Genomic DNA, 21,414 nt, shown 5'->3' with positions numbered 1-21,414 from the left:
CCTCGTCTGGTTCAAAACCACTGCTTCAAAACCACTGCCGCCCCGCACGGGCGACAGCCACTGCAACCTGCCACCGCAACGCGGCACGCGGCGCACGCTTGGCGGCGAGCACGCGGGCCGGCACGTACGAGCGTACATGCCGTGCCTGCGTGCTGCGCGCGCCAGCATGCGCCGCGTGCGGTGGTGCGATGGCTGCGTCCACTACAGCCCGTTTGCGGCCTTCCACTTGGGAATGTCGTCCTTCAACAACTTGTCCGGCCAGGTGCCGTGCCAGGCATAGCCGACGCGGCGCTCGTTGGGCACCTGCATGTAGTCGGTCAGGGCCTTGCCGTCGCGGTTGGCATACAAGGGGCGTTGATTCTGCAGGTCGTAGAAGCGTGCCCACAGCGAGGCGCCCGGTTGCGCGATGAGGATCACGTCCTTGCCGGTTTCCTGGGTGGGGTCGTCGATCTTCTTGGTGGCCAGGTCGCGCATGCGGTGGGTGTCGAACCAGACAGCGGCCGCCTGCACGGCAGTCTTGATCTTGGCCGAGGGGTTGGGCTGGCGCATCAGAAAGCGCACGATGCTGACCGACTCGCTGGAGGCCAGCGACGCCAGCTCGTACGCGCGCGCCTTGGCCGGCTTGAGCGTGACCTCGTCGTATTGCGCGCCCCAGATGGTGAGCGTGCCGCCGATCTTGACCTGGGTGGCGAGCACGCATTCCAGCCCCTTGGCCACCCCCTGGGTGGACTTGGCGCCGTGGCTGCCACGCAGCTGCGCGCCGGCATCGCCCTTGCCCTCGCCGATGTCCTGCAGCAGGTTGAGCACGCGCACCATGGCGTCGTCGTTGTAGGTGATCTGGTGGTGGTAGGACGACAGGTCCGGGTAGAACTGCGGCCAGCCGCCGTTGGCGTACTGCGCCTTGAGCAGGTAGTCCACGCCGCGGCGGGCGGCGGCGATGTACTTGGCGTTCTTCTCGTTCTTGAAGGCGGTGGACAGGTACGTGATTTCGTACGTGGTGGCCTTGTTGTCGATGGTGGCGTCGTCCTTGCGCCCGGGTTGCTGCAGCTCGGCGATTTCCGCAGCGGTGAAGGTGCGGGTGTAGTCGACGGCCACGCCCTTGTATTGCTTGGACCAGCCGCCGGAGGCGGTCTGCAGCAGCAGCATGTTGTCGGCGATGTGGTCGGCCATGGCCGAGAGCGGGGCCAGCAGCAAGGCGCCGGTGAATGCCAAGGTTGAGAACTTGATCATCAGAACGGCCTCCAGGTGCCGAGGATGGTGTTGCGATCCAATGCAGCGGCTTGCGCGGCACTGAGCTGACGCGACCACTTGACCCGGCGCGACGGGTTGGCGCCGGCGCCGCTGCTCTGGTATTCGCTGTAGCGGGCGGTGGCCTCGTTGGCGGTGTTGCCCCAGTTGTTCCAGCCCTCGGGCACGATGTGCGCGCCGAGCTGGCTGCTGATGAAGCTCACGCTGGCGTACGGGCGCCATGGCCGGCCCAGGAACACGCGCGACACGCCGCTGGCAGCGGTGACGCGCGCATTGCGGAACACGAAGCCGCGCGCGCTTTCCTGCGGGGTGGAGGCGGCGGTGAGATAGCCATCGCCCAGCGAGTGCAGTTGCACGTTCTCGAACAACGCAGTGCCGGCGCCGAACACGAAGTCCACGGTGCCCTCGACATAGCAGTCGAGGAAGTAGGACAGCTTGGCGCCGCGCAGGTACAGCGTGTCCTGGTAGCCGAGAAAACGCACATTGCGGAACGCGGCGCGATCGCCATCCACGCGCACCGCCACCGCCTGCCCCACCGGGCCGGCGTGATTGCCGAAGGCGAGTTTTTCTGCAGTGAAGTCGTTGCCGGCGATGATGACGCTGGACGAGCCGGAGGTGCCGTATTCGGTGCCGGTGGCCGGATTGATGCGCGAGGCGTAGTTGTCGTAGGTGATGATGGTCTGGGTGGGGCCGGCGCCGGTGAGCCTGAGCGCCGGTGCGTTGGACGGCACCACGATCAGTTCCTGATAAGTGCCGGCGCCGATGTTGATCTGCGCGCGTTTGCCGCCCTGCACGGCGGCGTCGATGGCGGCCTGCACGGTGCGGTAGCCGGCGCTGCCCTGCTTGGCCACGGTGTAGACCGGGTCGGCGGCGATGGCAGCGGTGCTGCCGAGCGACAGCCCGGCCAGCAGGGCGGTGGCGGCGAGCGTGCGTAACACGATCCTGCGATGCGGTTGCATTGCTGTTCTCCTGTCAGAACTTGTAGCGCGCGCCGATGTAGTACTGGCGCCCGGTGACGGTGTACTTGTCGGGCAGTTCCAGCGTGGAATCGACGTAGCGGCGGTCGGGGGTGTCGAGCAGGTTGATGGCCTCGAACGTCAGCGACAGCTGGTCGTTGAGCTTGTAGGACATGTTGAAATCGACGTTTTCCACGCTGTATTTGCCGGTCACGTCGGCCGTGACCAGGCGCCGGCCATCCAGGTCGTAGACGTCTTCCTGGGCCAGGATGTTGTTGATGTAGCCATCGCGGTAGCTGGTGGACACGCGCGCACTGAAGCGGCCGTCGTCGTAATAGACGGTGGCGTTGTAGGACTGCGGCGAAAGGTTGAGCAGGTCGCGCTCGGTGGCGGTGGTGGTGATGCTGGTGTTGCTGTTGCCGGCGGTACTGAACAGGTAATTGATCTTGGAATCGACCTGGGTGTAGTTGAGCTGCACACCGAAGTTGCGCCAGAAACCGGGCAAGAAGTCGAAGGCCTGCTGGTAGGTCAGCTCGAAACCCTTGAGCGGGCCGCCGGGCGTGTTGAAGTAGCTCTGCACGTTGAAGATGGTGTCTGGCGTGAAGCCTGCGGGCAGCAGGTCCAGCGAGTAGCCCATCGCTTCCCAGGTGCTGAGCACGCGGGTGCGCTGCACGTAGCTGTCGATGTCCTTGTAGAACACCGCCGCCGACAGCAGCGAGCCCTCGCGGAAATACCACTCGGCGCTGAGGTCGTAGTTGGTGGAGCGGAACGGGTCGAGCTTGGGGTTGCCCAGGTTGATCGAGAAGAAGCGCCCGTCGTCGAAATACTGGGTGGGCCCGCCGCTGACGCTGGGCGACAGATACGCCAGCGTGGGGCGCGCCATGGTCTTGGCCGCTCCGAAGCGCAGCACCACTTCCTCGCTGACATCCCACGAGAGATTCAACGAGGGCAGGATGTCGCGGTAGTTGTGGTTGACCGTGGTGGGCACCAGCAGGCGCTCGCCGGCCGCGGCGGTGGCGCTGGCCACGCCGAAGAACGACTGGCAGTTGGGCGAAATCGCACCGGCGGCGGTGGCCGTGCACGGCGCATAGCCGCTGGCGGCGATCTGCGTCTGCACATAACGCACGCCCAGGTTGCCGCGCAGCGCGCGCCCCCACAGGTCGGTGTTGAAGTCCAGCTGCAGGTAAGTGCCCAGGCTCTTTTCGTTGACGGCGAAATTGTTATTGGACGAGCCGAAGTGGCCGACATCGGCCAGGCGGTAGTCGCCGCCGGGCACGCCGGTGTCGCAGTCGCAATTGATGTTGAGCAGGTCGGCGACCTTCTGGAAATCCGGAATCACCCAGGTGGTGGGGAAGCTGCCGTTCAAGCTGCGGCCGAAGCCATCCAGGTTGGTGCTCAGATCGCCCACGCCCACACCGGCCGGCAAGGCCTGCGCCAGGCGCCCGTAGGAGATGTTGCGCGACTCCGACGTGTCCATGTCGTAGTTCTTGTAGGCCAGCCCGGTACGGAAGGTGAAGGTGGGGCTGATGTTGAATTCCAGATCCACCTTGGCGGTGTCGAAGGTGTTGCCCACCGACTGCGGGTTGAGCCGCACCTCGCTGATGTTGGTGCCGCGCGCGGTGCCGTTGCTGTTGACCGGTACTGCGCCATAGCCCAGCCACTGCCAGTTGTTGGGGTTACCCGCATCGAACGGGAAACTCATGCTCGGGTAATCGCCACCATTGCGGCGGTCGAGCACAAAGCCATCCAGATTGGTGTTGTCGAAACTCACCATCGAGAACTCGGGGCGTTCGTAGTCCGAGGTCGAGTGGCCGACCAATGCATTCACGCGCACCTGGTCGTTGAAGCGGTGCTGCAGGTCCAGGCTGAACTGCTTGAACTCGGTGGATTCTTCGATGTTGCTGGACTCGGTGCGGAAGTCGACGTTGTCGAACACGCCATAAGTGAGGCGGTTCTGGTCGTCCACCTGCGCTTCGCGCACGGCGATCTGGGTCTTGCCGCCGAAGTTGGCGGTGCGGTGCAGGTTGGCGCCGACCGAGTCTTCGCGCTGGTCCTTGTCCAGCTTGGAATACAGCATGTCGAAGTTCAGCAGCGTGTCGTCGCTGACCTTGAACTGCAGCGCGCCGGTGACGCCGAGACGCTTGATCTCGTGGTCGGTGCGGATGTAGCGCGGGTAGCGCGGAATCCAGGCGTTGGTGGCGGTTTCGTAGGCCTGGATGTTCTCCGGCGTGTTGGCCGGGCGCGGGATGCCGGTGCCGCAATTGGCGGCACTGATGCCGTAGCTGCCCCAGCCGTTGTTGCGGTCCTGGTTGGCCTGCGAGCCGACCCCGGCAGGGGTTTCATTGGCCAGCGGGTTGCGCGGGGTCTGCGGGTTGTAGCCCACCGGCGAGCAGAAACCGTAGGTGCCGTTGTTGGTGGCGGTGCTCTGGTTGGAGTTGCGGTAGTTGCCGTGCTCCCAGCGCACCGGGTTGTAGCCTTCCTCGCGCAGGTGGCGCTCGCTGTAGGACACCGACATCAGTGCGCCGACGCGGCCATCGGCCCAGATGTTGCTGATCAGGCCGGAAAAGCGCGGGTCCTTTTCGCGCGAGAGGTCGTTGTAGCCGTATTGCGTGGACGCGGCCGCTTCGAAGCCGTCGAAGTCGAACGGGCGCGAGCCACGCAGGTCGACCGTGGCGCCCAATGAGCCTTCGTCCATCTGCGCCGACTGGGTCTTGCTGATGGTGACGCGGCTGAAGAGCTCGGAAGCAAACGTATTGAAGTCGAAACCGCGGCTGCGGTTGACGCCATCGCTGCCGCTGCCGGCAGTGGCCAGTGCTTCCAGCCCGTTGATGCGCACGCGGGTGAAGTCCGAACCCAGGCCGCGCACGGAGATCTGCTTGCCCTCGCCGCCCTCGCGGTCAATGGAGACGCCGGCGATGCGCTGCATCGATTCGGCCAGGTTCAGATCGGGAAACTTGCCGATGTCTTCGGCGTAGATCGCATCCACCTGCTCCACGCTGTAGCGCTTGGCGTCGAGCGATTGCTGCAGGCTTTCGCGGTAGGTGGCCTTGACCTGCACGCGGTCCAGGTCCACCGCATCGGTAGGCGTGGTGGGCGGGCCGACGGTTTGCGCGACGGCCGTGGCCGCGTGCAGCGCCAGGACGATGGCCACCGACAGACGCGCGGTGGGCAGGCGAGCGGCCGCCAGTGAGGCGGAACGACGCGAACGGACTTGCATGATGCACTCACTCCAATGGCGCGGCTGCAAAGACGCGTGCAGCCTCCCCACGGGCCACGGGCGTCGACTCGTCACATCACCGGCCACCGTGCGGCGCGACCTTGTTTGGCGCGATGCGGTGTCTGCGGCTTGAATCACGCCCACCGCGTTGCATGCGCGCACGGAACTCCGGCGCAGGCGGCAATGCGATCAGGCGTTGGAATAGGGCCCGCTGCGCAGGTGCGCAGCGGGCGGGCAACACTTAGAACTTGTAGCGGGCACCCAGCAGGAACTGGCGGCCGGTTTCGCCGTATTGCAGCGGCAACTGGCCGGTGCGCGGCGAGGACACCCACTCGTCGGAGGCTTCGTTGGTCAGGTTGATGCCTTCCAGGCTCAGCTCCAGCTGCTTGCTGATCTTGTAGCGCAGCGAGGCGTCGATCATGGTGGTGCCGGTCATGCCGTGCACGCCATCGACGTTGAAGCCGGCTTCCGAGCCCGGCGCCTGGGTCAGGTAGTCGTCGCGGTTGGTGGCCGACACGCGCCCGGCGAAGGAGTCGCCTTCGTAGAACAGCGTGGCATTCCACGACGAACGCGACAGCCCGAGCAGGTCGTTCTTCATCACCGGCGCGCCGCTGCTGGCCAGGTACTGGATCTGCGAGTCGACCCAGGTGTAGTTGAGCTGCACGCCCAGGTTGGCCCACTTGCCCGGCAGGAAGGTGAAGGGCTGGGTGTAGTTGGCTTCCACGCCCTTCAATTCGCCACCCGGGGTATTGAGCGGGATGCTGAAGGCGAAATCGTCGTTGACGGTGGCACCGGTACCGGCCAGCAGTTCGGCCGGCAGGCCGCTGCTGGAGTACGGGCGCACTTCGCGGGCGGTCTGGATGAAGCTTTCGATGTCCTTGTAGAACACGCCGACGCCGAGCATGGCGCCTTCGTTGAAGTACCACTCCAGGCCGAGGTCGACGTTGGTGGCTTCGATCGGATCCAGATCCGGGTTGCCGCCGGCCACGGTGCGCGACCCGCCGGCCACGGCCACGGTGACGCCGGGGGTGAGGCTGCCCAGGCCGGGACGGCTCATGACCTTGGCCGCACCCAGGCGCAGCAGCAGGTCGGGCATCAGCTCGGCGACCAGGTTGAACGAGGGCAGCGTGTTGTCGTACTTGCGGCTGACGGTGGTCAGCGCCGGTGCGTTGTTGATCAACGCATACCCGGTGGACTCCTGCTCGGTTTCCACATAGCGCACGCCGAAGTTACCCGACAGCGGGATGGAGCCCAGGTCGGTGGAGAACTCGCCCATCAACCACACGCCGCGGTCCTTTTCTTCGACGCTGCGGCTGTTGTTGACGCGCGGGGCCACGGCGAAGGTGCCGCTGTTGCTGTAGATGCCGAACTGGTCGGCCACCGCATCCAGGTTGGGCACCACCCACGCGCTGGGGCTGCCGTTGATGCCCTTGAGCCCGGCCTGCTGGGTCAGGTCTGACGGCACGACGGTGCTGCCGTTGGCGAAGTTGGGAACCGCCAGCTCGTTGGCGCGGCGCAGTTCGACGGTGCTGAAGGTGTAGTTCTTGGCCAGCACGCCGCCCTTGAGGCGGAAACCGGGGCTGACGTTCCAGTTGAAGTCGATCTGGCCGGTGTCGAAGTCGTTGTCCACCGACTGCGGACGCAGGCGGATTTCGGCCAGTTCCCAACCGTTGGGATCGGTCGGGTTGATGCCGTAGTTCAGCACCGGCGCGCGGTTGTTGCCGCGGTAGTCGTAGCTGTACCCGTCGACGTCGTACTTGTCCATGATGATGGTGGTCTGGATCGGGTTCTCGTGCGCAGAGCGCGAGGTGCCGACCCGGGCATTGACGCTGAAGGCATCGTTGAAGCGATGCTCCATGTCGAAGCTGATCTGCTTGAACTCGGTGTTCCACTCGTCGTGGCGGTTTTCGGTACGGATATCGACATTGTCGAACTCGCCGTAGACCAGCGCGTTGTTGCGGATTTCGCCGTTGCGCACGATGGTGGCGGGCTTGCCGTCACGCACCGCACGGCGCGGGGTGAGCCCGTCGCGGTTGCGGCTGAAGGAGATCGCTTCGATGTAGTGCTCGTCGCGCTTGGCATCGATCTTGGAATACAGCATGTCCAGCGACAGCGTGGTGCGGTCGGACGGCTTCCACTGCAGCGAGCCGGTGACGCCCAGGCGCTGCTGGTCGTGGATCTGCTGGGTGTAGCGCGGGAAACGCGGGTGGTACACGTCGGCCGAGCGCGCGGCGGCGAACGGCGAGGCGGCACTGAAGCCGCCATTGCTGGGGCCATTGGCCCAGCGGCCGGTGTTGGAACCTTCTTCCAGCACTTCGCGCTCGGTGTAGGCCACCGACAGCAACGCGCCGAAGGTGTTGTCGGCCCAGGTGTTGGCGATCAGGCCGGCCACGCGCGGGTTGGCCTTCTCGGCCATCGCGTTGTAGGCGGCCTGGCCGCTGGCGGCGAAGGTGAAGCCGTTGTAGTCGAACGGACGTGCGGTGCGCAGGTCGACGGTGGCGCCGAGCGAGCCTTCTTCCACATCGGCCGAGGCGGTCTTGCGCGCGATCAGCTGCGAGAACAGGTCCGAGGCGAACACGTTGAAGTCGAAGCCGCGGCCGCGGTTGGTGCCGCCGCTCTGGTCGCCGGCGCCGACGGTGGTGAGCGCTTCCATGCCGTTGATGCGTACACGGGTGAACTCCGGGCCCAGGCCACGCACCGAGATGGCGCGGCCTTCGCCGGCCTCACGGGTGATCACCACGCCGGGGATGCGCTGCAGCGATTCGGCGAGGTTGAGGTCGGGGAACTTGCCGATGTCCTCGGCGACAATGGCATCGACCACGCCGGCTTCGCCGCGCTTGATGTCCAGGGCCTTTTCCACCGAGGCGCGGTAACCGGTCACCGTGACGGTGTCCAGGTCCACGGCAGGCTCGGCAGGTGATTGGGCGGCCTCTTGTGCGGCGACATGGCCGCTCAGCGCCAGGCCAATCGACAATGCCAGCAAGGTAACCGGTGTCTTCCGGTTGGTGGTCCGAAATTGCATGTCCTCCCCTCCCAAGGGTCCATGAACAACATGAATGTCTGGTTGTGAGCGGTAATGACACCGCTGGTCAAAACGACGTTACCAGCTGAATCGTCGTTCAACATCTTGCAGCGCAGCAGAAAACGTCACCAAATCTGCCCCAAAGGGGTGCAAGCGGTCACTCCAGGTCGCATCATGCCCCTGGCCCGCCAGGTTTTGCGGCGGCTAGAATGACACCGATGGTCATCCTGTCGCGCAGCGGGTTCCCCACACCGTGACGCACCACACAGCCGAGGTATTGCCGCATGAGTCACGCCCGCATCCTGTGTTTTGGAGAGTTGTTGTTGCGCCTGGGGGCGCCTGGTCACGAACTGCTGTTGCAGCAGCCGCGGCTGGACGTGCACTGCGGTGGAGCCGAAGCCAATGTCGGCGTATCGCTGGCGCATTTCGGCCACGACGTGGCCATGGTCAGCACCGTCGCCGACAACCCGCTGGGCGCGGCAGTACTGGGCGAGCTGCGCCGGCACGCCGTGGACACGCGGCATGTGCGGCGGGTGGATGGCCGCATGGGCCTGTACTTCTTGACCACCGGGGCGATCCATCGGCCCAGCGAAGTGGTCTACGACCGCGCCGATTCGGCGTTTGCGCTGGCGCCTGCCGATGCCTACGACTGGCCGGCCCTGCTCGAGGGCGCGCAATGGCTGCACCTGTCCGGGGTGAGCCCGGCGCTGGGCGCCGATGTCGCGCAGGCCACGCTGGCGGCGGCGCGCGCCGCGCGTGCGGCCGGGGTCAAGGTGTCGTTCGACGGCAACTACCGGCCCAAGCTCTGGCAACGCTGGCAGGGCGATGCGCGCGGCATCCTGCATCAGCTGTTCGACTGCGCCGATGTGGTGTTTGCCGACTACCGCGACATCGGGGTGGTACTCGGTGGCGAGTTCCCGCAGGACACGCTGGAGGCGCGCGTGGAAGCGGCCGCACAGCAGGCGTTTGCGGCGTTCCCGCAGCTGCAGTTGATGGCCTGCACGCAGCGCGTGGCGCATAACGTGGACCACCACAGCCTGGGCGCGATGCTGGTGCCGCGCAATGGCGAGGTGGCGCGCGCGCCCGGCGAGGAACTCACGCCCATCATCGACCGCATCGGCGGTGGCGACGCGTTTGCCGCCGGCGTGCTGCACGGCCTGATCGAAGGCTGGTCGCTGGACGACACGGTGCGCTTCGGCCTGGCTGCCGGTTGCTTGAAGCATTCGATTCCGGGCGATTTCAATCCGCTGTCGGTGGCCGATGTGCAGGCCTGCGTGGGCGATGCGCGGTTCGATGTGCGGCGCTGACGCGCCGGGAATCGGGAATCGGGAATCGGGAATCGTAAGAGCTTAGGAGCGCTGGCTTTCGGCGCTCTGTCCAGGCTTGTTGCTAGCGGAACGCGGTGCGCTCAGCACTCACGCCTTGTTGCGGCGGCTGGCAGGTGCTTGCCAGGTGTTGTCCGCTGCGCTCACGCGTTTCAGGCGGGCGCACGGGTGCGGCGTTTGTTGGTCATCCATTTGAATCCTGCGCCCAGCAGCACCACACACAGCGACGCCGGGACGCTGAAGAACAGCGTGATCAGCAAGGCGTGGTTCCAGGGCGGTGCAGAGCCGTCCTGCATCACCACGGCGCAGACGACCGCCGTGGTGATCAACAGATTGGCGATCGCCTTCAACGACCAGTGCAACCTGACGAAGCGCAGCACTACGGCGCAGGCCACGCTGACCAGAACGGCCAGCACCAGAAAGGCGATCAGTTTGTCCATTGGGGGCGGGGATTTGGGATTTGGGATTTGGGATTCGTAACAGCAAGGGCAACCGGCATCGCTTGCCGATTGTCCTTGCCGCAACGCATTTGGATTCGCCGAAGATCAGCGATGCAGTCACCCACCGCTCTTGCGAATCCCAAATCCCGATTCCCGAATCCCTGCTCTCAGCTCAGCTCGACGCAGTCGAAGCTCACGTCCGTCTCCACATCGGCGTCGTAATCCACGTCGTCGCGTTCGAAGCCGAACAGCTTGAGGAACTCGTGCTTGTAGCCGGCGTAGTCGGTGAGCTGGAACAGGTTTTCGGTGGTGACCTGCGGCCATAGCGCCTTGCAGGCGTCCTGCACGTCGTCGCGCAGTTCCCAGTCGTCCAGGCGCAGGCGATTTTCGTCGTCCAGCTCGGCCGGCTGGCCGTCCTGGCGATACAAGCGCTCGCGGAACAGGCGGTCCAGCTGGTCGATGGTGCCTTCGTGCAGGCCCTTTTCCTTCATGATCTTGTAGACCATGGAGATGTACAGCGGCATCACCGGGATCGCGGCGCTGGCCTGGGTCACCACCGACTTGAGCACCGCCACGTTGGCGCTGCCGCCGTGCTTGCCCAGGCGCGCATTCAAGCGCTGCGCGGTGTGGTCCAGATCGACCTTGGCCTTGCCGAGCGCGCCATGCCAGTAGATCGGCCAGGTGATTTCGGTGCCGATATAGCTGAAGGCCACGCTGCGCGCGCCATCGGCAAGCACACCGGCGCCTTCCAGCGCGTCGATCCATAGCTCCCAATCCTGCCCGCCCATCACGGTGATGGTGTCGTCGATCTCCTGCTCGCTGGCCGGCTCGATCGAGGCCTGGATGATGGTGTCCTTGTTGGTGTCGATGGCGGTGGCGGTGTAGGTGTTGCCGATCGGCTTGAGTGCCGAGCGCTTCACTTCGCCGCTGCCCGGCAGCTTGCGCACCGGCGAGGCCAGCGAGTACACGACCAGATCGACCTGGCCGCCCATCTCGGTCTTGATCAGTTCGATGACCTTTTCGCGTGCGGCATCGGAAAACGCATCGCCATTGATCGACTTGCTGTACAAACCGGCGGCCTTGGCGTGCTTGTCGAACGCGGCCGAGTTGTACCAGCCGGCGGTACCGGCCTTGCTGGCGGTGCCGGGTTTTTCGAAGAACACGCCCAGCGTGTCGGCGCCGAAGCCGAACGCGGCGGTGATGCGCGAGGCCAGGCCGTAGCCGCTGGACGCGCCGATCACCAGCACCTTCTTCGGGCCGTCGTTGCGCACGCCGCGTGCGCGCGTTGCGGCGATCTGCTCGAGCACATTGCGCTCGCAGCCAAGCGGATGCGTGGTGGTGCAGATGAAACCGCGCACTTTGGGATGGATGATCAACGTGGACTCCTGGTCAGCAAGATGCTGGCGGCATCTTAATCGGTGCACCGCATGCGAAACAGCCTGATGCGCAACACACGCTGCTGTATGGAGGGCTGCGCGCCCGGCACGACAACCGACCAGAACGTGCATCGCCGCACTTGCCGCCATTGCGCCACGCCCCGACACGCCAGCCTGCGCACAGGCGCCGCCGCGGCGAAAGCGCGAGATCGGGCGATTGCGGCCGCAACGGCTGTGCTATTTTCCGGGCCTGCCGTGCCGTGTCTGTTGACGATTGTCCAGGCCCCTTCCAGTTGTACGACCGGTATTCGACCGATGTCCCTTCGTAGCGAGCGCGTCACGCAGCTGAGCTCCGTTCCGCGGTTCCGCCTGGGTCCGTTGCTGGTCGAACCGGAGCGGCTGACGCTGATCGACGACGGCCAGACCATCGCGCTGGAACCACGCATGATGGAAGTGCTGATCGCACTGGCCGAACGCGCCGGCGAAGTGATCAGCGCCGAGCAATTGCTGATCGAGGTGTGGCACGGCAGCTTCTACGGCGACAACCCGGTGCACAAGACCATCGCCCAGCTGCGCCGCAAGCTGGGCGACGACAGCCGCCAGCCGCGCTACATCGAAACCATCCGCAAACGCGGCTATCGGCTGCTGCCCAAGGTGGTGTTTCCGCAGGACTATCGCGGCGCGGTGATCGGCACCCAATCGTGGGCGCAGGGCAGCCCGTATGTGGGTCTGCAGGCCTTCGACCCGGCGCACGCAGAGGTGTTTTTCGGCCGCAGCCATGCGATTGCGCAGGTGGTGGCCGCGTTGCGCGCGCAGCTGCACAGCCAGCGCGGGCTGGTGCTGGTGAGCGGGGCCAGCGGCTGCGGCAAGACCTCGTTGCTGCGGGCCGGCGTGGTGCCGTTGCTGTCGCACACCGGCGGGCTGGATGGGCTGGAAGCGGTGGCGGTGACCTACTGCAACCTGGCGCAATGCCGCGGCGGCGACGTGCACGACACGCTCGCGCGCGCACTTGGCGAGTGGTCAGTCGCCGGGCGTGCGGTGTTCTCGCCCGCGCAACTGGCCCGGCTTGCCGAGTGGTTGCAGCACCCTGCCCCGCTGCATGCCGCCATCGGCGAGGCGATGCGGCAAGGCGGACCCGCACGCGATAGCGCACAGGCCCAGCGGCACCTGCTGCTGGTGATCGACCATGCCGAAGCCATGGTGGCCACGCCCGGCATCACCGATGCCGACCGCAGCGCGCTGGCCGCCACATTGCAGGCGCTGTGCAGCAGCGCAAATGTGGCGGTGCTGCTGCTGACCCGCAGCGACTTTTATCCGCGCCTGATCGATGCGTTGCCGGACATCGTCGAGCTCAAACGCGGCGACGGGCACGTGGATCTGCTGCCACCGCGCGATGGCGAGATCGGCCAGATCATTCGCGTGCCGGCGGCCATGGCCGGGCTGCGCTTCGAAGAAGAACACGACAGCGCCAGCCGCCTGGACGATGTACTGCGCGATGCCACCGCGCGCCAGCCCGATGCGTTGCCGTTGTTGCAGCATCTATTGCATGCGCTGCACGCGCAGCGCAGCGACGATGGCCTGCTGACCTTTGCGGCCTATCGCGCACTGGGTGGGCTGGAGGGCGCGCTGGCGCATCACGCCGAAGCGACCTTTCGTGCATTGCCGGCCGCTGCGCAAGCGGCACTGGGCGAGGTGCTGACACAGCTGAGCGTGATCCACCCCGACAGCGCGGCGGTGACCGCACGCCGTGCGCCCTGGTCGGCATTGCCGGCCGACGGTGCGGCGCACGCGCTGGTCGCTGCCTTCGTGCATGCGCGGCTGTTCGTCAGCGAGCTGGTGGCCGGCGAGCCGGGGTTTGCGGTGGCGCACGAAGCCTTGTTGCGGCAATGGCCACGTGCGGCCGAGTGGATCCACGAAAATCGCCGGCTGCTGCAGGCACGCAAGCGCCTGCAGCTGGCCGCGCAGCGTTGGGCAAGCGAGGGCCGGCGTAGCGATCACCTGCTCAACAGCGGGCGCCCGTTGAGCGAAGCGCGCGAAGCCGCGCGGCGCATGCCGCAGGACCTGGATGCGGTGGACGTGGCATTCCTGCGCGCCTGCGAGCGCTCGCAGCGACACCGCCGCGGCCTGTATGCGACAGCCGCCACCTTGCTGGTGGTGCTGGCCAGCGCATCGCTCCTGCTCGGTTGGCAGGCGCGGCAGGCCCAGCAGGTGGCAGAAGAACGCCGCGACCAGGCGCAGCAACTGGTGGGCTACATGCTGGGCGATCTGGCCGAGCAGTTGCGCACCGTTGGCAACCTCAAGCTGCTCGACAGCGTGGGCAGCCGCTCGCTGCGGTATCTGGAGGATTTGCCTAGCGCCGGCATGCAGCCGGACGAGCTGGTCAACCATGCGCGTGCCTTGCGCACGACCGGCGAGGTACTGATGAACCAAGGCAAGCTCGATCAGGCACAAGCGGCATTCCTGCGCGCCGCCACTATCGCCGAGCAAGCGGTGCACCATGCGCCGTCCTTGCTGGAGGCACGGGCAGAGACCGGGCAGGCCGCGTATTGGCGCGGGTATCTGGAGTATCAACGCAAGCAACCAGCGTTGGCGCGTGAGCACTGGTCGCGCTATCTGGCCATTGCCGAGGACTTGCAACGCACCGCACCGCACGACCCACGTTGGCAGTTGGAACTGTCCTACGCGCTCACCAATCTCGGTTCGCTCGCGCAGAACGTGGGCGATTCAGCCAGCGCCATCCCCTTGTTCACCCGCTCGATTGCGCTCAAACAGCGCGTGCTTGCCGCCGCGCCCGAGAACACCAATGTGCGATATGAGTTGATCAATGGACTGTCCTGGCGCAGCTCGGCACAGGAGACGCAAGGTCTGCTGGCGCCGGCCGAAGCCGGGTACCGCGAACAGATCTCCATGCTGCGCACGCTGGTGGCGGCCACGCCCGATGCAGACACATGGCGACGTCGGCTGGCCACTTCGTTGCTGCTGGCATCCAACCTGGCGCTGGCACGCGGTCAAAACGCGCAAGCGCAGACCGATGCACAGGCGACCGTGGCAATCCTGCAACCGTTGGTGGCCCTGCAGCCGGATAACCTGCAATGGCAGCGCGACCTGGCCCATGCCTACGCGCAGATCGGCTGGGCGACCGCTCTGGACGGACGGCCCGCGCAGGGGCAACGCGCACTGCAACAGGCCCGGCAACGCCTGGCACCCTTGCTGCAGCAGCGTCAGCCGTTGCCGGAATGGCAATGGCTGGACGCGGTAATCGCTCTGCGGCTGGCGTATCTGCAGCCGAATGCAGCGGCTGCCCGTGCGGCGGCATTACAGGCCAGCGTCGCCCGGCTGGAGGCCCTGCATCGCGCCCGGCCGCAAGACCCGCTAGGACCGACCACCCTCGCCCACGCACTGGTATGGCAAGGCGAACAACACGCCGCAGCCGGCAAGACAGCGGCAGCGCGCGCATGCTGGGAGCGCGCGGTGGCGGTACTCGGTGCCGACGCCGGTGCCAGCCACAACAAGGCCCTGCTCGATCCATGGGTCCGGGCGCAGATCCTCCTGGGCCGGCAGGCGGCAGTCATGCAACAACTCGGGTGGTTGTATCAGGCGGGCTACCGTCACCCGGGGTTCGTTTCCTTTTACGCCCCGCTCCTCAAGGAACAGACCTCGTCATGACGGAACAGGAAAACAAGATCGCGTGCCATCCCGGTACGAACATTGATTGCGCAATGTCGGTGGCCTATGTGGAGATCGGCGGCAATACCGGCCACGGGAAGTACCACTATCACTACCAGCCAGGGATGGTGCTGGTGCCGGGCCACCATCGCAACGTCACCATGCGTTACCGGTTCGACGAGGCGGTAGGCTTCAATTTCAGGATTCGCAAGCTGATCAGTTCCGACTCGCAGAATCAGATCAGCAACATTGAGTACGACCCCGACGGCCGCTGGGTCTCGTTTCGCAATGCCAACGATCGCTCGACACTGATCTTCTTCATGGTGGTCGTCGAGGACCTGCAGCGTGGGGAAACCTTCAGCTGCGACCCTGAAGTGGGCAACGATCCGCAGATCACTCCCTAGAGCTTAGGTCCCCCCCGGCGGTCACCAACGTCATACGGATACCGACAGCCGCCGCATCGCGAGGGCCGCCAGTGGCGGTCCTCGCACAGCCGAGCCCCTTGCAAGGACAGGTTGCTCGACCAGACGTCGGCCAACTCCTCGTGCGCGACATTCGCTCCCGCGCTGCCGGCGGCATGCAGCCTGCCCCGACAGGCTCGCCGGTGCTGCAGCGACGGCGCATAACGCGGTTGGCTCAACTCGCAATTCACGCCGGAAGTGCGGCCTGGATCCATGGACCTGGCAACTCGGCCTGCGTCGGGGACGACCACGCGACTGCAACGGACACCATCAACAGCAAGCCAAGATGTTGGAAGAAGCGCATGACGAGCTCCGCAGCAGACCGGAGCGCGGCGCGTTTCCGGGCGGCGCCAGTGGCCGCCGGGACACCTTCGCGGGTGGCCCGCTGCGGGACCTGACGGCAATCTTACGGTTGCTGCCGAGGCTGACGGATGCTGGAAATTGCTTTTGAAACAGCAAGATGGAGCAGGCGTCTTGAGCGAAGCCTGGTTGACCCGCCAGCGCGCCTGGCTTCGCACCGTACCCTCACCCCAACCCCTCTCCCGCAGGCGGGAGAGGGGCTTTAGGGTTCCTCTTATCTCGTCGACCATTCGCACGAAGCTGCCCAGGAGGGATGGGCGAAGCCCCGTGTTGTCGGGTTCAGCGTCTGGCTTCGCCCCGTACCCTCACCCCAGCCCCCGCAGGCGGGAGAGGGGCTTTGAGCTCCTGGTTGCATCGGCTACTGCTTGTCCTCTGTCGCCTGCCGCTGCCGTCTGCCGCTGCCGAAAGCGCTTGCCCCCCACTGCCAACTCTTGATCTCCCAATCCCAACCAAACGCCGCGCGGTAGCGCCTGTACCAATCCCAATCCCAATCCCACCCTCACGCCGGCCCCGGGATGCGCTCTTACCAATCCCGACTCCCGACTCCCCAATCCCCGCCCTCAAATCACCCGCAGCGTGATCGCCTTCAACACCGCCCTGGTGCGGTCGCGGGTGCCGAGCTTTTCCAGGATGGTGGAGACGTAGTTCTTCACCGTGCCGTCGGCCAGGAACAGGGTGCGGGCGATTTCCTTGTTGGAATAGCCGCCGGCCAGCAGGCGCAGGATCGCCACCTCGCGTTCGCTGAAGGTCTCGCTCGGCGCCTGCTGGTCGCGGAACTGGTAACGCGCGCGCACCGGGTCGGTGCTGACCGGTTGCAGCAGGGTGTCGCCGGCGGCGACGCGGGCGATGGCATCGCGCAGGTCTTCGGGGGCGGCATCCTTGAGCAGGAAGCCCTGTGCGCCGGCTTCGGTGGCGCGCAGCAGCAGGTCGCTGTCGTCGAAGGTGGTCAGCAGCAGTACCGGGGTGCGGTCGCCGCGGGCGCGCAGTTGCTCCAGCGCCTGGATGCCGTCGATGCCTGGCATGCGGATATCGCTGAGCACCACATCCACCGAGGTGGTGCTCAGCGCATCCAGCAATGCCTGGCCGTCGTCGGCCTCGCAGACCACCTCCACGCCTTGTTGCTGCAGCAAGGCGCGCAAGCCGGCACGGACCAGGATCTGGTCGTCGGCCAGGGCGATTCGAAGTGAACTCATACCGGAACTCTCGCAGTCAGATGCATGCCGCCAGTGGGGGTAAGGCCAAGGTCGAGTTGGCCGTGCAAGGCGGCCAGGCGCTCGCGCATGCCGGCGATGCCATTGCCTTCGCGGATGCGCCCGGCGCGAGTGGACTCATACCGGAACTCTCGCAGTCAGATGCATGCCGCCCGTGGGGGTGAGGCCAAGGTCGAGTTGGCCGTGCAAGGCCGCCAGGCGCTCGCGCATGCCGGTGATGCCGTTGCCTTCGCGGATGCGCTCGGCGCGGCGGCCGTCGTCTTCGATGTCCACCCGCAGCTGCGCATTCTCGCATTGCAGATGCACCGCCACTTCGTCGGCATCGGCATGCCGCACGGCATTGGTCAGCGCCTCCTGTACCAGCCGCAGCAACATGTCGGCCACGCGGGCATCGGTGATGCGCACGTCCGGGTCGATGCGCAGGCGCAGGGCCGGACGCGGGAACGGTGCGGCCAGCGCGCGCAACGCGGTCTGCAGGTCCAGGCCCCGATCGTCGCGCATGGACTGCACCACGTTGCGGATGTCGGCCAGCAGTTCGGCAGACAGCTGCTCCAGCACCGCAATGTCATCGCGCTGCGCCAACGCGGGGTCGGCGCTGAGCAGGCGCAGATTGATGCGCATGGCGGTGAGCTTGTGCCCGGCCACATCGTGCAGCTCGCGCGCCAGGCGCAGGCGTTCGGCGTCGCGGGCGCTGTCGGCCAGCAGCGCGCGGGTGGCCAGCAGATCGGCGTTGACGTAGGCCAGCGCATCGCGCGCGCGCTCGGCACTGCGCGCGTAGTTGGCGGTCAGCGCGGCAAAGGCCTGGAAGCTGGTGTAGATGACCACCACCAGCAATGGGCGTGGGACGTGCGCCTGCACGAAGACCGCATACATGGCCACATTGAGCGCCAGCATCAGCGCCAGCACCTGCGGCGGTTGCCAGCGCATCGCCGCCTGCGCGACCACCAGCACCAGCAGCACCGGCGAAGTGCCCGTGCGCGGCTCCAGCCAGACCAGGGCCACCGCCAGCACTGCCTGCAGCAACAGGGCGCCATGCTGCGGCAGCGGCCGTGGCGGCAGCAGGTAGCGCAGCAGGAACAGCAGGGTGAAGGCGATCACCGTGGGCCAGCGCCATTGCCCGTACGGCGCGAGCTCCGGGCCGAACGACAACATGACCCCGGCGATGGTGAGCACGCCGGCCAGGTTCAGCGGTTTGGTGATGTCGCGCAGGAGGCATGTCATGTGGCGATGCTGACCGCCGCGTGGCCGCTCGGCAATGGTGCGCACGCAGAAAGTGACTTCCGGCAGGTGGGGTCGATGACCTGCGGCCCCTGTGCCGTGCGCAGCGCCTGCGCACACTGGCATCACCCAGCCATCCATTTTCCCGGAGTCACGCCATGTCTGCTTCCAGTCTGTTTCTCGCACTCAATCTGATCTGGGCTGGCCATGAAGTGCTGCTCAGCCGCCGTCGCCGCGCCAGCGATGGCGGCGCGCACGATCAGGGCACGCTGCAGCAGCTATGGCGGGTGCTGTCTGTGGCGCTGGCCATTGCGGTGGCGCTGGCCTATAGCGGGCTGGCGCGCTGGCCGCAGGGCTGGTACGCACCGCTGCAGTGGGCCGGCTGCGCCCTGATCGTCAGTGGGCTGGCGTTGCGCGTGTGGGCCATCCAGGTGCTGGCACGCTGGTTCACGGTGGATGTGACCATCCAGCCAGACCAGCAACTGGTGCGCAGCGGCCCATACCGCTGGCTGCGTCACCCGTCCTATACCGGTGCGCTGATGGCCTTCTACGGGCTGGCGCTGGGCATGGGTAACGCGTTGTCGGTGGCGGCGATCGTGGTGCCGGTGACGTTGGTCTTCCTGCACCGCATTCGGATCGAAGAGGCCGCACTGCAGCGTGCGTTTCCGGTGGCCTACCCGGCCTATGCCGCGCAGAGCCGGCGCCTGCTGCCGCTGGTGTGGTGAGGTTGGCAGTCGCGATGGCACGCAGCAGCGCTTCGCGCGCTCGCACACCGGTTCGGCATGCGCTGCATGCACGTGCGAGCAGTGCCGCACTGTCTGTCGTCGGTGTGCATCGGTCGATGTGCGACGGCCGCCACCGCAGCCAGGCTGGTGTGCTGCGTACCATCGAGCGCCACGCACCGCATCCCCATCGTTGCAAGGAGAGTTGCATGCTTGCCCGCACTTATGCCGCTGTCGCCCTCGCCGGACTGCTTGGCAGCGCTGCCGCCAACGCCGCCGATCTGGACGTGGGCGTCAGCGGCCTGCGCTCGCAGCAAGGCAAGCTGCGCGTTGCGGTGATCGCCTCGGCCGCGCAGTTCAACAGCGCACAGCCGCCGGTGCAGGCGCAAACGGTGCCGATCACCAGCGCTACGCCGCACATCCAGTTCAAGAATCTTGCCCCCGGACGCTACGCGGTGATGATCAATCACGACGAGAACAGCAACGGCAAGCTGGACACCAACCTGATCGGCATGCCGGTGGAAGGCTACGGCTTCAGCAACAACCCCACCGGCATGCGCAAACCCGACTTCGACGAGATCGTTTTCGATCTGCCCGCTGCCGGCAAACGCATCAGCGTGCAGATGCGCTGAGGCCCACGCGCGAAAGGAGCCATGCATGCAACGCCGCCGCTTCCTGCAATCGTTACTGGCCGCCACCGGAAGTGCTGCGCTGGGCGGCTTTGGCATGCGCAGCCTGCCTGCACGCGCCGAGGAAGCTGCCGCATTCCAGGCCCAGTTGCAGCGCACGCCGTGGCTGCTGGGCTGGCGTAGCGTGGTCAGCCCCACCCTGGGGCCGGCCACCGCAACGCTCCACGGCGCATTGCCCGAAGGCCTGGCAGGCAGCCTGTATCGCAATGGCCCGGCCTGGACCGAGCGCGCCGGGTTCCGCTACGAACACTGGTTCGATGGCGACGGCATGGTGCACCGCTGGCGGCTGGGCGGCGGCCAGGTGCGGCACCTTGGGCGCATGGTGGCCACCCACAAGTTCACCCGGGAGCAGCAGGCCGGGCGATTTCTCTATCGCGCTGCCGGCACCTCCGTGCCGGACATGCAGCCCGGCCGCAACAACGACGATACCAACACCGCCAACACCTCGGTGACGATGCTCAATGGCCGCCTGTTCGCGCTGTGGGAGGCCGGCTCTGCGATCGAACTGGACCCCGATGCGCTGGACACCCTCGGCCCGGTCACCTGGCGCGAGGATCTGGCTGCGATGCCGTTTTCCGCGCACCCGTTGACCGACCACGACGGCAGCGTGTGGAACGTCGGCTCGATCAGCGTGGTCGGCTCCACCGGCGTGGTGCTCTGGCACCTGGGCGCCGACGCCACGTTGCGCAACGTGCAGTTGCTGCACACCGACGCGCCTGCCTACCTGCACAGCTTTGCGATGACCGACCGCCATCTGATCCTGGTGATGGCACCGTATCGGCGTCTGGACGGCGACGGTGCGTTCTTCGAGCAACTGCGCTTCACCCCGGATGCCCCATGCCGGATTGCGGTGGTGCCCAAGGATGCGCTGGACCAGCCGCGCTGGTTCGAGGCCGACTTTGCGGTGGCCTATCACGTTGCCGATGCCTATGCGCAGCAGAACCGTATCGTGGTGCGCGCCATCGTGCACACCGATCCGGAAGAAGCTCGCTCGCCGATGCGTGCAGCCATGCGCGGCGACCCGCACGCCGCGCCGGCACCAGTGCAATTACGCAGCCTGCATCTGGACCTGGCCAATGGCCGCGCGCACTGGCAGGTGCATCCGGTGGACAACCTGGAATTGCCGCTGTTCGACCACCGCAGCCCGCGCACGCAGGGCGCGCGCCTGTACGCGCCGTGCATCGATGGCCCGAACCAGTCGCCGTTTCTCAATGCCGTGGCCGGCTACGACCTGGAACGCAACCACCGCCAGGTGCATCGCTACGGCCCGCATGTGCTGGCCGAGGAACATGTGTTCGTCGCCAGGCCCGGCAGCACGCGCCCGGACCAGGGCTGGCTGGTGGGCACGGTGCTCGACACCCAGCACGCACGCACCGGGTTGATGGTGCTGGACGCACAGCACATCGATGCCGGGCCGATTGCACAGGCATGGCTGCCTTATGCGATTCCGCTGGGATTCCATGGGCATTTTGTGGCGGCTGCATAACAGCGGCCCTCAAAACG

14 protein-coding genes and 1 pseudogene are annotated in these 21,414 nt (G+C 66.3%); 6 read left to right on the top strand and 9 right to left on the bottom strand.

Features of this window, described 5'->3' with window-relative positions:
• Positions 1-201: 201 nt before the first annotated feature.
• The 4 genes from pelA to FHY18_RS19730 form a co-directional block, all read right to left on the bottom strand.
• Positions 202-1,230 (bottom strand): pectate lyase, encoded by a 1,029-nt coding sequence (gene pelA, locus FHY18_RS19745; RefSeq protein ID WP_259159288.1) that lies wholly within the window; start codon positions 1,228-1,230, stop codon positions 202-204.
• A complete protein-coding gene (locus FHY18_RS19740; RefSeq protein WP_259159287.1) occupies positions 1,230-2,207 on the bottom strand; it encodes a pectinesterase family protein in 978 nt (325 codons plus the stop codon). The genes pelA and FHY18_RS19740 overlap by 1 nt, the downstream gene beginning before the upstream one ends.
• Before the next feature lie 13 nt (positions 2,208-2,220).
• Positions 2,221-5,421, bottom strand: coding sequence for a TonB-dependent receptor (locus FHY18_RS19735; protein WP_259159286.1), 3,201 nt, complete (start codon positions 5,419-5,421; stop codon positions 2,221-2,223).
• A gap of 241 nt (positions 5,422-5,662) precedes the next feature.
• The gene (locus tag FHY18_RS19730) at positions 5,663-8,443 is read right to left on the bottom strand and encodes a TonB-dependent receptor (RefSeq protein WP_259159285.1); all 2,781 of its coding nucleotides are present in this window, start codon (positions 8,441-8,443) and stop codon (positions 5,663-5,665) included.
• A 284-nt stretch (positions 8,444-8,727) separates the two neighbouring features.
• On the opposite strand from FHY18_RS19730, the gene FHY18_RS19725 reads away from it, so the two are divergent.
• Entirely contained in the window at positions 8,728-9,750 is a 1,023-nt protein-coding gene (locus FHY18_RS19725) for a sugar kinase (protein WP_259159284.1), read from the top strand.
• A gap of 170 nt (positions 9,751-9,920) precedes the next feature.
• Here FHY18_RS19725 and FHY18_RS19720 read toward each other — a convergent pair whose 3' ends face one another.
• Together FHY18_RS19720 and fabV are read right to left on the bottom strand one after the other, a co-directional pair.
• Positions 9,921-10,208, bottom strand: a complete 288-nt coding sequence (locus FHY18_RS19720; protein ID WP_259159283.1) for a hypothetical protein — start codon at positions 10,206-10,208, stop codon at positions 9,921-9,923.
• 167 nt (positions 10,209-10,375) lie between these two features.
• Positions 10,376-11,584, bottom strand: coding sequence for an enoyl-ACP reductase FabV (fabV, locus tag FHY18_RS19715; RefSeq protein ID WP_259159282.1), 1,209 nt, complete (start codon positions 11,582-11,584; stop codon positions 10,376-10,378).
• 315 nt (positions 11,585-11,899) lie between these two features.
• Between fabV and FHY18_RS19710 the strand changes: the two genes are divergently transcribed.
• Both FHY18_RS19710 and FHY18_RS19705 read left to right on the top strand, forming a co-directional pair.
• Positions 11,900-15,250, top strand: a complete 3,351-nt coding sequence (locus FHY18_RS19710) for a winged helix-turn-helix domain-containing protein (protein ID WP_259159281.1) — start codon at positions 11,900-11,902, stop codon at positions 15,248-15,250.
• Positions 15,247-15,654: a hypothetical protein gene (locus FHY18_RS19705; protein WP_259159280.1), complete on the top strand. Its 408-nt coding sequence runs from the start codon at positions 15,247-15,249 to the stop codon at positions 15,652-15,654. The genes FHY18_RS19710 and FHY18_RS19705 overlap by 4 nt, the downstream gene beginning before the upstream one ends.
• A gap of 977 nt (positions 15,655-16,631) precedes the next feature.
• On the opposite strand, the gene FHY18_RS19700 is transcribed toward FHY18_RS19705, so the two are convergent.
• The 3 genes and pseudogenes from FHY18_RS19700 to FHY18_RS19690 all read right to left on the bottom strand — a co-directional run bounded on the left by FHY18_RS19700 (position 16,632) and on the right by FHY18_RS19690 (position 18,626).
• Positions 16,632-17,264: a response regulator transcription factor gene (locus FHY18_RS19700; protein ID WP_259159279.1), complete on the bottom strand. Its 633-nt coding sequence runs from the start codon at positions 17,262-17,264 to the stop codon at positions 16,632-16,634.
• A pseudogene (locus tag FHY18_RS19695) lies at positions 17,261-17,392 on the bottom strand (sensor histidine kinase); the annotation flags it as partial. The pseudogene FHY18_RS19695 and the gene FHY18_RS19700, both read right to left, overlap by 4 nt.
• A 7-nt stretch (positions 17,393-17,399) precedes the next feature.
• Positions 17,400-18,626 (bottom strand): sensor histidine kinase, encoded by a 1,227-nt coding sequence (locus FHY18_RS19690; RefSeq protein WP_259159278.1) that lies wholly within the window; start codon positions 18,624-18,626, stop codon positions 17,400-17,402.
• 32 nt (positions 18,627-18,658) lie between these two features.
• Between FHY18_RS19690 and FHY18_RS19685 the strand changes: the two genes are divergently transcribed.
• The 3 genes from FHY18_RS19685 (at position 18,659) to FHY18_RS19675 (ending at position 21,397) form a co-directional block, all read left to right on the top strand.
• The gene (locus FHY18_RS19685) at positions 18,659-19,225 is read left to right on the top strand and encodes a PEMT/PEM2 methyltransferase family protein (RefSeq protein WP_259159277.1); all 567 of its coding nucleotides are present in this window, start codon (positions 18,659-18,661) and stop codon (positions 19,223-19,225) included.
• 206 nt (positions 19,226-19,431) lie between these two features.
• A complete protein-coding gene (locus FHY18_RS19680) occupies positions 19,432-19,854 on the top strand; it encodes a DUF2141 domain-containing protein (protein WP_259159276.1) in 423 nt (140 codons plus the stop codon).
• Positions 19,855-19,879: 25 nt separating this feature from the next.
• Entirely contained in the window at positions 19,880-21,397 is a 1,518-nt protein-coding gene (locus tag FHY18_RS19675; protein ID WP_259159275.1) for a carotenoid oxygenase family protein, read from the top strand.
• The last annotated feature ends 17 nt before the right edge of the window (positions 21,398-21,414 follow it).

The organism is Xanthomonas sp. 3793, assembly GCF_024806835.1.
GTDB classification, from domain to species: Bacteria; Pseudomonadota; Gammaproteobacteria; order Xanthomonadales; family Xanthomonadaceae; genus Xanthomonas; species Xanthomonas arboricola_F.
Note: the sequence above shows the minus strand (reverse complement) of the source record. Positions and strands in the feature narration are given on the sequence as shown.

Coding starts and splice junctions, on each gene's coding strand:
- FHY18_RS19710 (WP_259159281.1), top strand. CDS start 11,900: ATGTCCCTTCGTAGCGAGCGCGTCACGCAGCTGAGCTCCGTTCCGCGG.
- FHY18_RS19725 (WP_259159284.1), top strand. CDS start 8,728: ATGAGTCACGCCCGCATCCTGTGTTTTGGAGAGTTGTTGTTGCGCCTG.
- FHY18_RS19680 (WP_259159276.1), top strand. CDS start 19,432: ATGCTTGCCCGCACTTATGCCGCTGTCGCCCTCGCCGGACTGCTTGGC.
- FHY18_RS19700 (WP_259159279.1), bottom strand. CDS start 17,264: ATGAGTTCACTTCGAATCGCCCTGGCCGACGACCAGATCCTGGTCCGT.
- pelA (WP_259159288.1), bottom strand. CDS start 1,230: ATGATCAAGTTCTCAACCTTGGCATTCACCGGCGCCTTGCTGCTGGCC.
- FHY18_RS19685 (WP_259159277.1), top strand. CDS start 18,659: ATGTCTGCTTCCAGTCTGTTTCTCGCACTCAATCTGATCTGGGCTGGC.
- FHY18_RS19675 (WP_259159275.1), top strand. CDS start 19,880: ATGCAACGCCGCCGCTTCCTGCAATCGTTACTGGCCGCCACCGGAAGT.
- FHY18_RS19735 (WP_259159286.1), bottom strand. CDS start 5,421: ATGCAAGTCCGTTCGCGTCGTTCCGCCTCACTGGCGGCCGCTCGCCTG.
- FHY18_RS19690 (WP_259159278.1), bottom strand. CDS start 18,626: ATGCCAGTGTGCGCAGGCGCTGCGCACGGCACAGGGGCCGCAGGTCAT.
- FHY18_RS19705 (WP_259159280.1), top strand. CDS start 15,247: ATGACGGAACAGGAAAACAAGATCGCGTGCCATCCCGGTACGAACATT.
- FHY18_RS19720 (WP_259159283.1), bottom strand. CDS start 10,208: ATGGACAAACTGATCGCCTTTCTGGTGCTGGCCGTTCTGGTCAGCGTG.
- FHY18_RS19740 (WP_259159287.1), bottom strand. CDS start 2,207: ATGCAACCGCATCGCAGGATCGTGTTACGCACGCTCGCCGCCACCGCC.
- FHY18_RS19730 (WP_259159285.1), bottom strand. CDS start 8,443: ATGCAATTTCGGACCACCAACCGGAAGACACCGGTTACCTTGCTGGCA.